At 73.5% G+C, this 13,055-nt stretch carries 13 protein-coding genes and 1 pseudogene; 7 read left to right on the top strand and 7 right to left on the bottom strand.

The window, feature by feature from the left end; genetic code table 11:
• Positions 1-8: 8 nt before the first annotated feature.
• The gene (gene nuoH, locus ABD52_RS32735; RefSeq protein ID WP_013288672.1) at positions 9-971 is read right to left on the bottom strand and encodes an NADH-quinone oxidoreductase subunit NuoH; all 963 of its coding nucleotides are present in this window, start codon (positions 969-971) and stop codon (positions 9-11) included.
• A gap of 314 nt (positions 972-1,285) precedes the next feature.
• Positions 1,286-1,852 (bottom strand): annotated as a pseudogene (locus ABD52_RS41190) (NADH-quinone oxidoreductase subunit C); the annotation flags it as partial.
• Positions 1,853-1,955: 103 nt separating this feature from the next.
• Between ABD52_RS41190 and ABD52_RS32725 the strand changes: the two are divergent.
• Positions 1,956-3,002 (top strand): glucose 1-dehydrogenase, encoded by a 1,047-nt coding sequence (locus ABD52_RS32725; RefSeq protein ID WP_030269284.1) that lies wholly within the window; start codon positions 1,956-1,958, stop codon positions 3,000-3,002.
• Positions 3,003-3,034: 32 nt separating this feature from the next.
• On the opposite strand, the gene ABD52_RS32720 is transcribed toward ABD52_RS32725, so the two are convergent.
• Entirely contained in the window at positions 3,035-4,351 is a 1,317-nt protein-coding gene (locus ABD52_RS32720; protein ID WP_013475209.1) for a DUF2252 domain-containing protein, read from the bottom strand.
• 36 nt (positions 4,352-4,387) lie between these two features.
• Positions 4,388-4,948, bottom strand: coding sequence for an NADH-quinone oxidoreductase subunit B (locus tag ABD52_RS32715; RefSeq protein WP_013288676.1), 561 nt, complete (start codon positions 4,946-4,948; stop codon positions 4,388-4,390).
• 149 nt (positions 4,949-5,097) lie between these two features.
• Between ABD52_RS32715 and ABD52_RS32710 the strand changes: the two genes are divergently transcribed.
• The 3 genes from ABD52_RS32710 to ABD52_RS32700 all read left to right on the top strand — a co-directional run bounded on the left by ABD52_RS32710 (position 5,098) and on the right by ABD52_RS32700 (position 7,879).
• Positions 5,098-5,655 carry an RNA polymerase sigma factor gene (locus ABD52_RS32710; protein WP_013288677.1) on the top strand — a complete coding sequence of 186 codons (558 nt, stop codon included), beginning with the start codon at positions 5,098-5,100 and terminating at the stop codon, positions 5,653-5,655.
• Positions 5,648-6,838, top strand: coding sequence for a hypothetical protein (locus ABD52_RS32705; protein WP_047894276.1), 1,191 nt, complete (start codon positions 5,648-5,650; stop codon positions 6,836-6,838). The genes ABD52_RS32710 and ABD52_RS32705 overlap by 8 nt, the downstream gene beginning before the upstream one ends.
• Before the next feature lie 99 nt (positions 6,839-6,937).
• Positions 6,938-7,879, top strand: a complete 942-nt coding sequence (locus ABD52_RS32700; RefSeq protein WP_047894275.1) for a hypothetical protein — start codon at positions 6,938-6,940, stop codon at positions 7,877-7,879.
• A gap of 49 nt (positions 7,880-7,928) precedes the next feature.
• On the opposite strand, the gene ABD52_RS32695 is transcribed toward ABD52_RS32700, so the two are convergent.
• Positions 7,929-9,407 (bottom strand): aminotransferase class V-fold PLP-dependent enzyme, encoded by a 1,479-nt coding sequence (locus ABD52_RS32695; protein ID WP_047894274.1) that lies wholly within the window; start codon positions 9,405-9,407, stop codon positions 7,929-7,931.
• A gap of 35 nt (positions 9,408-9,442) precedes the next feature.
• Entirely contained in the window at positions 9,443-10,855 is a 1,413-nt protein-coding gene (locus tag ABD52_RS32690) for an MFS transporter (RefSeq protein WP_047894273.1), read from the bottom strand.
• 123 nt (positions 10,856-10,978) lie between these two features.
• Between ABD52_RS32690 and ABD52_RS32685 the strand changes: the two genes are divergently transcribed.
• Together ABD52_RS32685 and ABD52_RS32680 are read left to right on the top strand one after the other, a co-directional pair.
• Positions 10,979-11,335, top strand: a complete 357-nt coding sequence (locus ABD52_RS32685) for a hypothetical protein (RefSeq protein WP_047894272.1) — start codon at positions 10,979-10,981, stop codon at positions 11,333-11,335.
• Positions 11,335-11,991 (top strand): nucleotidyl transferase AbiEii/AbiGii toxin family protein, encoded by a 657-nt coding sequence (locus ABD52_RS32680; protein ID WP_047894271.1) that lies wholly within the window; start codon positions 11,335-11,337, stop codon positions 11,989-11,991. Before ABD52_RS32685 ends, ABD52_RS32680 begins: the two co-directional genes overlap by 1 nt.
• A 58-nt stretch (positions 11,992-12,049) precedes the next feature.
• Here the strand turns inward: ABD52_RS32680 and ABD52_RS32675 are convergent, their stop codons facing one another.
• Complete coding sequence (locus ABD52_RS32675; protein WP_047894270.1) at positions 12,050-12,361, bottom strand: MGMT family protein; 312 nt, start codon at positions 12,359-12,361, stop codon at positions 12,050-12,052.
• Positions 12,362-12,374: 13 nt separating this feature from the next.
• On the opposite strand from ABD52_RS32675, the gene proB reads away from it, so the two are divergent.
• Positions 12,375-13,055: glutamate 5-kinase (gene proB / locus ABD52_RS32670; RefSeq protein WP_047894278.1), on the top strand; the 681-nt coding region annotated here is incomplete at its 3' end.

The following is a 13,055-nucleotide window of genomic DNA, read 5'->3' as shown; positions in this document are numbered from 1 at the left end:
ATGTGGGGCTAGAGGGCCAGGCGGACTGCGGCGGTCAGGACCAGCTGGGCCAGGGCCAGGGGGACCAGGACCAGCCAGCAGAGGCGCTGGAGCTGGTCCTCGCGCAGCCTCGGGTAGCTCACCCGCAGCCAGATGATCACGAAGGCGACGGCGAAGACCTTGAGCAGCGTCCACAGCCAGCCGAGCTGCGCGTCGGCGAACGGGCCCTGCCAGCCGCCGAGGAACAGCACAGTGGTCAGCGCCGCGATCACCACGATGCCCACGTACTCGGCGAGCAGGAAGAACGCGAACCGCAGGCCGGTGTACTCGGTCATGTAGCCGAAGACCAGCTCGGAGTCGGCCACCGGCATGTCGAACGGCGGGCGGCGGATCTCCGCCAGCCCGGCCACGAAGAAGATCACCATGGCCGGCGCCTGCCACAGCAGCCACCACGGCTGCCACGCCTCCACGATGCCGGGCAGGCTCAGCGTGCCCGCCGCCATCGCCACCGAGGCGGCGGCCAGCACCAGCGGCAGCTCGTACCCGAGCAGCTGGGCCGCGCCGCGCAGCCCGCCGAGCAGGCTGTACTTGTTCGCCGACGCCCACGCGGACATGAGCACCGCCAGCACCCCGACGCCCACCACGGCGAGCACGAAGAACAGGCCGATGTCCAGCGGCTGGGCGACCAGGTCGCCCGGACCGAGCGGGATGACCAGCAGCACGAGCAGGTACGGCACCAGCGCCACAGCGGGCGCCAGCCGGAACACCGGCCGGTCCGCGTCGCGCGGGGTGACGTCCTCCTTCTGCACGAACTTGATGCCGTCGGCGACCAGTTGCGCCCAGCCGTGGAAGCCGCCCGCGTACATCGGGCCCAGCCGGCCCTGCATGTGCGCCATCACCTTGTGCTCGGCCTGGCCCACGATCAGCGGCAGCGTGAGGAACGCGACGAGCACGCCTGCCACGCGCAGGACCAGCTCCAACCAGTCCGGCATCAGCTCTCCCCCGCCGCGTCGGGCTCCGGCTCCTGGCGGGGCGGCCCGGTCGGCCGCTCCCCCGGCAGCGGCCGCCCGAGCGGACCCGCGTCGTCGGCCGCCGGAGCAGCAGTGGACCCCTCCCCGGGCTCCCCGGAAACAGCCCGCTCCGGAGCATCCCCGGCAGTCGGCCGCGCCGGGCGCTCAGCGGCAGCAGGCCGCGCTGGACGCTCGCCCGGAGCGGGCCGCGCCGGCCGTTCGCGGGCCGGGCGCGCCGGCGTACCCCCTCGGGGGCCCTCACCGGCGCCGGCCGCACCCGCCGGCGTGGGCGTCGTGCCCCACTCACCCGGCGCGGGCACGCCCGGCGGCCGGACCGGCCGGCGGCCTCCGCCCGCCTCCGACTCGCCCGGCTCCTTCGCGCCGGGCCACGGCTTGGCGACCCGGGAGGCGAGGACGAACTCCTTGCGCAGCGGGTGCCCCTCGAACTCGGGCGGCAGCAGCAGCGGCCGCAGCTCACCGTGGCCGGCGAAGTCGATGCCGAACATCTCGTGCGTCTCGCGCTCGTGCCACGCGGCGCCGGGGAACAGGTCGACCACCGAGGCGACGACAGGCGTGTCCCGGGGCACCCGGGTACGCAGCAGCAGGCCGTGCCGGTGCCGGACCGACCAGAGGTGCAGCACCACGTCGAAGCCGTCGGCCAGCTCGTCCACCGCCGACAGCCAGTCCAGGAAATCCAGGCCCAGCTCGGCGTCGTCGCGTACCGCGCGCACCGCGTCCGCCCAGCTCGCAGGGGGTACGTCGACGGTGGCGCGGGCGTACCCCTGACCGCCGGAGACGGACGCGGTGGCCTCGACGGGCGTGAGCAGCGCGACCACCCGCCGGCCGACCTCTTCCGGAGTCATGCGCTGATCCTATGGCCGACGGCTGCGGACCGGGTCGGGCCGCCCGTGCCGGGATCGCCGCTTTGCCGGGCGGGCGGGGCGAGCGCGCGGAAAGATGAGGTCCGTGCGCGCTGTGACTGTGACCCCCGGTGTCCCTGATTCGCTGCGGCTCGTCGAGGACTGGCCCGAGCCACCGCCCGAGGAGGGCGCGATCCTGGTCGAGGCGCTGGCGGTGGGTGTCTGCGGCACCGACCACGAGATCGTCGCGGGCGAGTACGGCGAGGCGCCGCCGGGCCAGGAGCGGCTGGTGCTCGGGCACGAGTCGCTGGGCCGTGTGCTGGATGATCCGACCGGCACGTTGCACACCGGTGACCTGGTCGCCGGTGTGGTCCGCCACCCCGATCCGGTGCCCTGCGCGAACTGCGCGGTGGACGAGTGGGACATGTGCCGCAACGGCCAGTACACCGAGCACGGCATCAAGGCACTGCCCGGTTTCGCCCGGGAGCGCTGGCGGTTGCAGCCCAAGTTCGCCGTCGGCCTGGACCCGGCGCTCGCATCAGTGGGCGTGCTGCTGGAGCCGACGAGCGTGGTGGCGAAGGCGTGGGACCACATCGAGCGGATCGGCCGCCGGGCCGAGTGGAAACCGATGACCGTGCTGGTCACCGGCGCCGGGCCGATCGGGCTGCTGGCCGCGCTGCTCGGCAGCCAGCGTGGGCTGTCGGTGCACGTGCTGGACCGCAACACCACCGGGCCGAAGCCGGAACTGGTCCGCGCGCTCGGGGCGACGTACCACACGGCGACCGTGCCCGAGCTGGACGTGAAGCCGGACGTGGTGATCGAGTGCACCGGCGCGCCCACTGTGGTGCTCGACGCCATGTGCAAGGCCGCGCCCACCGGCATCGTCTGCCTGACCGGCGTCTCCAGCGGCGGCCGGACGATCAACTTCGACGCGGGGGCGCTCAACCGGGAGCTGGTGCTGGAGAACAACGTGGTGTTCGGCTCGGTGAACGCCGGGCGGCGGCACTGGGAGATGGCCGCCGAGGCGCTCGCCCAGGCCGAACAGTCGTGGCTGACCTCGCTGATCACCCGCCGGGTGCCGCTGTCGAACTACCGCGAGGCGTACGCCTCGGTCGGTGAGGACATCAAGGCGGTGCTTGACTTCACGCAGTGAGGCGGGGCGCCGGATCCGGCGCCCCGGCCCTCTCAGATGCCTGGTAGCCGGCCGTTGCGGAACAGGTCCACGAAGAGCTGGTGGTCCTCGCGCGCCCGGATCCCGTACCGGTGCCCGAAGTCGACCAGGTAGCCGACGAACGCCTCCGGGTCGGCGTCGACGACCGCGACGATCGCCTCCTCGGTGGAGTAGTCGACCAGGTCGTGGCTGGACTCGTCGTCGGCGACCGAGTGCATCCGGGCCACCGCCCGGCCCAGGTCGGCGAGCACCCCCGCCAGTGCCTCCGGCTCGTTCACGTCGGCCCAGTCCAGGTCCGCCGCGTACGGGGACACCTCGGCGACGAGCTGCCCGACGCCGTCCAGCTCGGTGAAGCCCAGCCACGGGTCGGCGTGCGCCTGCAGCGCGCGCTGCGACTCGGCGGTGCGGTGACCCTGGTGCCGGAAGTACGACCGGACCCGCTCGTCGTCGACGTACCGCGCCACGGCCGGCACCTGCGCCTGCTTCATGTAGATGACGACGTCGTTCTCCAGCGCCTGGGTGTGCCCCTCCAGCAGCAGGTTGTACGACGGCAGCCCGGCCGACCCGATGCCGACGCCCTTGCGCAGCACCACGTCCTTGATGCCGGCGGCCACCGGGCGCATCCGGGTGGTCGAGTCCGGCAGCGTGTGCAGGTAGTCGGCGAACGCGGCGCAGACCTTCTCCCGGGTGGCGTCGTCGATCTCGTGGACGCCGTCGCCGAGGGAGAACCGGCGCTCGTAGTTGTCGATCGTGGTCTGCGCGGCGAGCAGGTCCACCCGGGTGTTCAGCCGCGCCTGCTGGAGCACCCGGCGCAGCACACCGTCGGCGTTGTCGAGCGTGATCGAGCCGATCGCGTCGTCCCCGCCCGCGGCGATGGCCCGCAGTTCGGCCAGGTACGACCGGGCGAAGCCGGTCACCAGTTCGCCGATCACCCGGTCGGAGAGCGCCTTGGCGTAGCCGAGCAGCGCCACGCTGGCGGCGAACCGCTTCAGGTCCCAGGTGAACGGCCCGACGTACGCCTCGTCGAAGTCGTTGACGTTGAACACGAGCTGCCCGGAGGCGTTCATGTAGGTGCCGAAGTTCTCGGCGTGCAGGTCACCGTGGATCCACACCCGGCTGGTCCGCTCGTCGAGGAACCGGTCGCTGCCGAAGTCGCCGCGCTGGTCGGCGTAGAACAGCGCGGCGCTGCCCCGGTAGAAGGCGAACGGTGACGCCGCCATCTTGCGGAACTTGCGACGGAACGCCGCCGGGTCGATCGCCATGGACGCGCCGAACTCCTCGGTCAGCACGTCGATGATGAATGCGGAGCGCTTCTCCGCGAGGTCGGTCATGAGCCGCAGGCTAGCCCCGCGCCGCCACCTGGCGGTTCAGCCGACCGGCGGACGTACCGGTGGTGCGGTGAGCGCCTCGACCGGCCGCGCCACAGCGTCCGCCGGGGAGGTGAGCGCGTCGGGCCGGGGCACGCCGCCGATGCCTGACTGCTCGGCGGCGATCTTCTCCTGGAGGCGCAGGATGCCGTGCAGCAGCGCCTCGGGGCGCGGCGGGCAGCCGGGCACGTACACGTCGACGGGGATGAGCTGGTCGACGCCCTTGGTCACCGAGTAGGAGTCCCAGTACGGGCCGCCGCAGTTCGAGCAGGCGCCGAACGAGATCACGTACTTCGGCTCGGGCATCTGGTCGTAGAGCCGCTTGACCGCCGGGGCCATCTTGTCGGTGACGGTGCCGCTGACCACCATCAGGTCGGCCTGCCGGGGCCCGTGGGCGAACGGGATCACGCCGAGCCGCATGAAGTCGTGCCGGCCCATGCTGGTGGCGATGAACTCGATGGCGCAGCAGGCCAGGCCGAAGTTGAACACCCAGAGCGAGTAGCGGCGGCCCCAGTTCAGCACGAACCGGATCGGCTCGCCGAGCACGGCCGGCACCTGCACCTCGGGCCCTCCCCTGTCTGCGACATTCCGCTGTCCCTGAACCGACAGTCAACCACAGCGCCCGGATCGGCAACCCCCGCAACCGGTGCGGGCGTCAGGGCGTGTGACCGGCGTGACCGCGTCGGCGGCACGCACACGGGGAGGACCAGGTGACGGTGACGAGGGAGCCGATGCTCGACGAGCCACCCGAGGGGACAGCGAGGCGCGCCGAGAGGCGCGAGGCGGTCGACTTCGACGGGCTCTACCACGCACACTTCCGGTCCCTGACGCTTCAGCTCACCGCCTACTGCGGTGACCTGTCCCAGGCGCAGGACATGGTGCAGGAGGCGTTCTGCCGGGCGTTCGCCCGCTGGTCCCGGGTGTCCCGCTACGACGATCCGGTGGCCTGGGTCCGCCGGGTGGCCTGGAACCTGGCCACCAGCCGCTGGCGGCGGCTGCGGACGGCCCAGGCGTGGCTGCACCGCCAGCGGGAGGAGTACGTGCCGGGGCCGGGGCCGGACCGGGTCGCACTGACCGCCGCGCTGGCCGAGCTGCCGCCGCATCAGCGCCGCGCCGTGGTGCTGCACTACCTGGCCGATCTGAGCGTCGCGCAGATCGCGGCGCAGGAGGACGTGCCGGAGGGCACCGTCAAGTCCTGGCTGTACCGGGGGCGGACCGCGCTGGCGGCGAAGCTCACCACCACGAGCGAGGTGAACCACCATGACTGAGCCCGACGACATCCTGATCGGCGGCGAGTTCGCCGAGTTCCGCACGGCGTACACGCCTGTGGTGCACCCGGCCGGGACGGCTGCGGTCCGGCGCACGGTCCGGCGCCGCCGCCGACGTACAGCGGTGGTCACCGCGGCGGCCGTGGTGCTTGCCGTGGTGATCCCGGTGGGCGCGAACGCCGCCCTGGACCGGCGGCCCGGACCGCCCCCGGCGCCCGCGCAGACAGTCACCCCGACTCCGTCCGAGAGCACGTCGCCGCCACCGTCGACGCCGCCGCCGAGCACGGCCGGCTCGACCCCGGCCGCTCCGGACGGGCGGATCACGCGGTCCCAGCTGCTCGCGGCCCAGCTCGACCTCGTGTCCTGGCCGGACGCACCGCAGACCTGTGTCAGTGACGACGTCCGGCTCCGGTCCGGCCCGCAGGACGAATCGGTCCCGACGCTGCTCGCCGGGCCGGAGTACGCCGACCTCGACGGCGACGGCGCGACCGAGACGGTCGTCCTCGTCGCCTGCCGCTACGGCGAGGCGTCGGGCAAACAGGTGCTCGCCTTCGACCGGGACGGCGACGGCCGGATCATCACCATGGGCCGGGTGGTCGGCACCCGTGAGGGCATGGATGACATCACCGAGTTCTCGGTGCGGGACGGCGGGGAGGTCCGGGCGCACGTCGCCGACATCCAGCCCTGTTGCGGCACGCCCGAATGGACGCCGCAACGGCAGTGGCGGACGTACGCCTGGAACGGTGAACGGTTCCGGCAGGTCGACGGACCGAAGAAGTTCGGCACCGACCCCCGTCTGACCGACCTCACGATGACCGCCCGCGACGTCGTGGCCGGACCGCCGGACAAAAAGGGTATCCGGAAGGTAACGGTCACCGTGACAGTGGTGAACCGGGGGCCGGTGAGCGTGCGCCAGCTCGGGTTCACCGGTTGGTACGACTACACGAGACCGAACGGGTCCGCCCTGGACCGGTGCCGGAACGTGCGTCTCGACGGGGGCATCGCCTGCGTGCTGGACACCCTGTCGGTGGGCGCGAGCAGGACGTACACGTTCACGTTCGACCATCCGGCGACCGCCGACGAGCCGCCGACGCTGCGGGCGATCCACATCGACTCGCAGGAGCGGTACTGGAACGACCTGAACTGGAAGGACAACGAGGTCGAGCTGACCTCCGTCGGCTGACCGACAGATCGCAACCGACCGTCCCGTCTGGACGTGTCACCGGCATCGGACGGACGGAGATGCCGCCGTCCGGCAACGGGGAATCACGGGAGGAACAGCATGACCACACGTACGGCACGGATCGCCACCGCACTGCTCGGTGGGACCGCCGCACTGATCACCCTGGCCGCGCCGGCCGCCGCCGCGCCGGGCGCCGCCACCGGCCGCGTCGACGTCACGGCCCAGCGGCTCGTCCTCGACCCGACCGACCGGGGGTACGTCGGGACGCTCACCGCGACGGTGACCAACCGGCGGTCGACCGCGACGTCGGTGAGCCTGGTCGTCACCGAGCCGGCGGGGGCGTCGTTCACCTCCATCGAGCCCGGCGGCGGCTGCTTCTACGACCGCCTGGTGGAGAACCGGCTGGTGATCGGCTGCGGCGGCGAGCAGATCGAGGCCGGCAAGAGGCGCACCTTCCGGCTGGGCTTCCACGTCTGGACCACGGCGCGCACGTACCCGATGGTCGCGAACGGCGGGCGGATCGAGGTCGTCCCGGACGGCGCCGCCGCGGCCTCGGACGCCACCGGCTTCACCACCCTCTTCCGCTCCACCACCGGCAGCCTGCGCAAGCCGCGACCGTACGTGCAGGCCGTCGACACCGACCTCAGCATCCGGGGCGGCGCCGTGACGCTGACCCCGCAGCCGGACGGCACCCTGCTCGGCCGGATGCCGGTCACCGTGCGCTACGGCAACGACGCGCCGACCTTCGCTCTCAACGTCGCCGCCGCCCTGCCCTCGGGGGTGCAGGTCGACCACATCGAGCCGCAGGACATGCCGAGCTTCCCGCTCGGGTTCACCGTGCCGGGCGGCCGGTTCATGCCCGGTGAGGAGCGCACCTTCGACGTCTTCCTCAGCTCGCCCGTCGGCACGGCGGCGGGCGAGCTGGGCACCGGCAGCCTCACCGTGACCGGGAGCTACTTCTGGCAGGCCGAGGACCCGCAGGACGTGGACCCGTCGGACAACACCACGTCGTTCACGGTGACCGCGGCCGCCGCGAGCTGACCCGTCGCCCGCCCGGCCGGCGCCCACGCGCCGGCCGGGCGTCGCGGCGTCACCAGGCCGGACGCTGGAGCAACCCGACGAACTCCGCGAGCAGCCGTTCCCGCAGCCGCGCCGGGGCGGCGTCGAGCAGCGTGTTCACCACCGCCATCCGGTCCGGCACACCGGCGCCGCCGGCCAGGCCGAGGCCGCCTGCCAGTCCGGCCACCAGCTCGGGGGTGAGCGCCTCCGGCGCGAGGCTGCCGGCCAGCGCCAGCAACTCCGGCGGCAGCACGACCGGCCCGGCGGCGCGGGCCGCCGCGACCGCCTCGGCCAGCGCCGGGCCGAACTCGGCCACCCGGGGCGCCACCGCCGCAGTCACCGTGAGGTGCACGCTGGCCGGCAGATCGGCGTACGTGAGCTGGGGCTGGGTGTGCCAGCCACGCGCGGTCAGCTCGTCGACCAGCACGAACAGGTCGAGCCCCGGATCGTCGCTGGTGAAGCAGACCACTGTGGTCTCCGGTTCGGCCATCAGCCGCAGGCCGCCGGTGGCCCGTACCGCGTCGGCCAGCCCGGTTACCGCGTCCCGGGTGGCGGCGGCCAGCCGCAGGTAGCCGTCCTCGCCGAGGTGGCGAAGTGTGGCGTACGCGGCGGCGATCGGCCCGCCGGACCGGGTGGAGGCGATCACCGGGTTGACCATCGTGTACCCGGGCCAGTCGGCGTACGCGAAGAACTGCGGGGCGCGCAGCGCCGGATCGCGGTGCAGCAGCACCGAGACGCCCTTCGGCGCGTACGCGTACTTGTGCAGGTCGACCGAGATCGAGGTGACCCCGGGTACGGCGAAGTCGAACGGCGGCACCGGTGCGCCGAGCCGGCGCAGCCAGGGCAGCGCCCAGCCGCCGAAGCAGGCGTCCACGTGGCAGCGCACACCCGCGGCCTGCGCGACGGCAGCGATCTCGGTCACCGGGTCGACCACCCCGTGCGCGTACGACGGGGCGGACGCCACCACCAGCACGGTCTCCGGGCGGATCGCGGCGGCCACCACGGCCGGGTCCGGCCGCAGCGTCACCGGGTCGACAGCCACGGTGTCCAGCGTGACCCGCAGGTAGTGCGCCGCCTTGGCGAACGCGGCGTGCGCGCTGGCCGGCGCCACGATCCGCGGCTCGGTCAGGTCGGGGCGGGCGTCCCGGGCCGCCTTGACGGCGAGCAGCAGCGACTCGGTGCCGCCGCTGGTGACGCTGCCGACCACGTCCGGCGCGCCGGTGCCGGGACCGCCGCCGAGCAGACGCGCGGCGGCGCCGACGAGCGCGTTCTCCATCGCCAGCAACGACGGGAACGCGGTCGGGTCGAGGCCGTTGACGTGTGCGCTCTCCGCGTACGCGGCCTGCGCCAGCTCGTCCAGTCCGGCCACGCCGGGGTCGTAGACGTACGCGAACAGCCGCCCGCCGTGGGTCGGCCGGTCGGCGGCCCGCAGCGCGCGGATCTCGCCTAGTACGTCCGCCGCGGGCATCCCCCGTGCGGGCAGCGCACCCACGTCTGCCGTGTCGGTCATCGGGTGGTTCCTCTCGTGGACGGGCCGGACGGTGCTCACGCCCGCGTGACCGGGGCGTCGGCCTCGGTGGTTCCGGACGCGGTGGCCTCGGGCGCGGTGGCCTCGGGCACTGTGGCCCCGGACGCGGTGGCCAGCTGGGCCGGGGTCAGGGTGTAGCCGCGCAGCAGCACCAGCGGGATCGCCACCAGCAGGGCGGGCAGCACTGTGAAGCCGAGCAGCACGCCGAGCCGAGCCGTGTCGGACTGGACGGCGGCGGTGCCGGTGGACGAGGAGACGTAGCCGGAGAGCTGGAGCACCAGGCCGTAGATGCCCGGCCCCAGCGCCAGCCCGAACGTCTCCCCTGCCGTCCACAGCCCGGTGAACACGCCCGCCTGCCGCCGCCCGGTGCGTGCCGTGTCGTACGCGATGCAGTCCGGCAGCATGGCCAGCGCGAAGACCTGCTGGCCTGCGTACCCGACGCCGATCACCGCGACCACCGCGTAGGCCGCGGCGGCGGGCAGAGCGGGCGCGGCGACCAGGGCCAGCGCGCCCGCGGCGAAGATCAGCGACGCGGCGACGAGCGACGCCCGCTTGCCCAGCCGGGCGCCGGCCCGGGACCAGAGCGGCATGACCAGCAGCGCGGGCGCCACGAAGCAGGCGAACAGCAGCGTCGGGCCGCTGTCCGGCTCACGCAGCACCTGGTCGGCGAAGTACTTCACCCCGGCCAGCACGGTGGCCACCCCGGCGGACTGGATCACGAAGCAGATCAGCAGCACCCGGAACGGCCGGTTGCCGGTGGCGACAGCGAGCTGAGCGCGCAGACTCGGCTCGCTCTCCCCCACCGTCCCGGTCGGCGCCGACCGGGTGCCGAGGAAGACGCCGACCGTGCCGGCGACGATCAGCGCGGCCACGAACAGACCCATCCACCGGTGGCCGGGCACGCCGTCGCCGCCCGCGCTCACCACCGCCGGGGCCACCGCGCCGGAGACCAGGATGGCCAGCGCCAGCACCGCGATCCGCCAGGTCATCAACCGGGTACGCTCCGCCGGGTCGGCGGTCAGCTCGGCCGGCATGGCCACGTAGGGCACCTGGAAGAACGCGAACGCGGTGGCCGTCGCCAGGAACGCCAGCGCCACGTACGCGGCGGCGCCCGGACCGTTCGCGAACGGCGCGGCGAAGATCGAGGCGAACAGCACGGCGAGTGCCAGCCCGCCACCGAGCAGGTACGGACGGCGCGCGCCCCAGCGGGAGCGGGTCCGGTCGGAGATCCGCCCGGCGACCGGGTTGACGAGCACGTCCCACGCCTTCGGCAGCAGCACCAGCAGGGCGGCCAGCCCGGCGGCGACGCCGAGCGTGTCGGTGAGGTACGGCAACAGGAGCAGCCCGGGCACGGTGCCGAACGCGCCGGTGACCAGGGAACCCAGCGCGTACCCGAGGTGCACCCGGCGGGGCAGGCCCGAAGCTGTCATGGCGCCGAATGTTACTCACGTTATGGCCCGGGTCACATCCCCTCCTGGGTGCTGCTCGTTCGATGCCGACAGGCGCTCGCGAGTCGCGGTGAGGCGCAGGTCGGCACCGCTACCCTGTAGGGCATGGACCCAGCCCGATCCGTCCGCAGCTCGCGGGCACCGTACGAGGCCCGTCCCGGCCGTCGTGCGGTCGTGGTCCCCGACCTGAGCGAGTTGCAGGGCCCGGTCGCCGGCGTGGTCGAGCTGCCCCACCGGCTGTTCTGGCAACCCGACCGGCACGTCGACCTCGACGTCCCGGGTCTGCTCGCGTGGATGTACGAGACGGTGCTCACCGAAGCCGTTCATCCCGACGAGCTGCGCGCCTGGCTGCACGGCCCCACCCTCATCCGCCTGTGGCCCGAGTTGTATGTGCCCCGCGGTGTCCGCCGCGCCTGGGAAGAGAGCCACCCGATGCTGCGCGCACGGGACGTCGCCGCCTGATGTCACCGGCGCCGGACCCGTTCCAGCACGAGGTCGCCCGTATCGCGCTCGCCGTGGCCGGCCGACACGGCTTCGCCCTCGCCGGCGGCCAGGCCCTCATCGCCCACGGCGTCGGCGCCCGCCCCACCGAGGACGTCGACCTCTTCACGGATGTCGACGGTGGGGTCACCGCCGCCGCCGAGCTGGTGCGCGCCACCCTGCTCGATGCCGGATTCCAGGTCGAGACCATCGCCGAGCCCACCGAGCTGGACGACGTCTTCTACGGCTTCGAGCACGACATGATCGAGTTCGAGGTTCGCCGCGACGACCGGACCGTACGGCTGCAGCTCGTACGCTTCGCGCGCAGCACCAGCCCGATCGTGCTCGACGTCGGGCCGGTGCTGCACCTGGACGACGTGATCGGCACCAAGGTCGCCGCCATGGTCACCCGTGCCCAACCCCGCGACTACATCGACGTCGCCGCCGCGCTCGGCCGCTACAGCAGGAACGACCTGGTGGACCTCGCGCGGCGGGCCGACCCGGCGCTCACCGACGAAGAGTTCCAGGACTCGTTACAGCGCCTCGACCGCCTGCCCGACACCGTTTTCACGCTCTACCGCCTCGCCCCGGCCGAGATCCGCGACCTCCGGCACGCGTTCTCAGACTGGCCGCGATGACCCGGACTCGTTGAGGGCAGTCACGATCGGTTGGCCGGCTGCCGCCGACCCGGTCGGGTCACCCCTCGTCCGGTGACCAGGACGCCGCCGCCAGGTCCACCCGGTCGCCACGCAACGGGCAGCCCTCGGCGAGCAGCCGTTCCCGGGCCTTGCGCTCGTGCCCCGGCGGCATCCGGCCGGCCGCGTTCACCACCCGGTGCCACGGCACCCCGCCCCCGTGCCGCGCCATGATCGAGCCGACCAGCCGTGGCGAGGCCCGTCCCGAGCGGTCGGCGAGCGCGTCGGCCACCGCCCCGTACGACATCACCCGCCCCGGCGGGATCCGCTCGACCAGTGCCAGCACCGCCTCGACGTACTCGTCAGGTGTCACGAGCTGCCACGATATGGGAACGCGCCGCGGCGCGGCAGACCGCAGCGCGCAGAATGGTCGGGTGCGTGAAGCAGTCACCTCGGCCCGCCGGATCGTCGTCAAGATCGGTTCGTCCTCGCTGACCACCGCGACGGGCGGCCTGGACGACGCCCGGGTCGACGCGCTCGTCGACACGCTCGGCGGGCTCGCCGCCTCCGGCCGCGAGGTGGTGCTGGTCTCCTCCGGCGCGATCGCCGCCGGGCTCGCCCCGCTGCGGCTGCCCCGGCGCCCGCGCGACCTGGCCACCCAGCAGGCCGCCGCCAGCGTCGGCCAGGGCCTGCTGATCGGCCGGTACGCGGCCGCGTTCGCCCGGCACGGCCGCACCGTCGGGCAGGTGCTGCTCACCGTGGACGACGTGACCCGGCGCGCGCACTACCGCAACGCGTACCGGACGCTGCGCAAGCTGCTCGACCTGCACGCCGTGCCGATCGTCAACGAGAACGACACGGTGGCCACCGAGGAGATCCGGTTCGGCGACAACGATCGCCTGGCCGCGCTCGTCGCCGCGCTCGTCGACGCCGACCTGCTGGTGCTGCTCTCCGACGTCGACGCGCTCTGGACCGGCGACCCGGCCCGCCCGGGCAGCACCCGCATCACCGAGGTGCACGGCGAGGGCGACCTGGCGGGCGTGGACGTGGGCGGGGCCGGCCGGGCC

Source organism: Micromonospora sp. RV43 (assembly GCF_001029515.1).
Taxonomy (GTDB): Bacteria; Actinomycetota; Actinomycetes; order Mycobacteriales; family Micromonosporaceae; genus Micromonospora; species Micromonospora aurantiaca.
This window is presented reverse-complemented; position numbering and strand designations above follow the sequence as displayed.

Coding starts and splice junctions, on each gene's coding strand:
- nuoH (WP_013288672.1), bottom strand. CDS start 971: ATGCCGGACTGGTTGGAGCTGGTCCTGCGCGTGGCAGGCGTGCTCGTC.
- ABD52_RS32720 (WP_013475209.1), bottom strand. CDS start 4,351: ATGACCGACCTCGCGGAGAAGCGCTCCGCATTCATCATCGACGTGCTG.
- ABD52_RS32705 (WP_047894276.1), top strand. CDS start 5,648: ATGACTGAGCCCGACGACATCCTGATCGGCGGCGAGTTCGCCGAGTTC.
- ABD52_RS32700 (WP_047894275.1), top strand. CDS start 6,938: ATGACCACACGTACGGCACGGATCGCCACCGCACTGCTCGGTGGGACC.
- ABD52_RS32695 (WP_047894274.1), bottom strand. CDS start 9,407: ATGACCGACACGGCAGACGTGGGTGCGCTGCCCGCACGGGGGATGCCC.
- ABD52_RS32690 (WP_047894273.1), bottom strand. CDS start 10,855: ATGACAGCTTCGGGCCTGCCCCGCCGGGTGCACCTCGGGTACGCGCTG.
- ABD52_RS32685 (WP_047894272.1), top strand. CDS start 10,979: ATGGACCCAGCCCGATCCGTCCGCAGCTCGCGGGCACCGTACGAGGCC.
- ABD52_RS32680 (WP_047894271.1), top strand. CDS start 11,335: ATGTCACCGGCGCCGGACCCGTTCCAGCACGAGGTCGCCCGTATCGCG.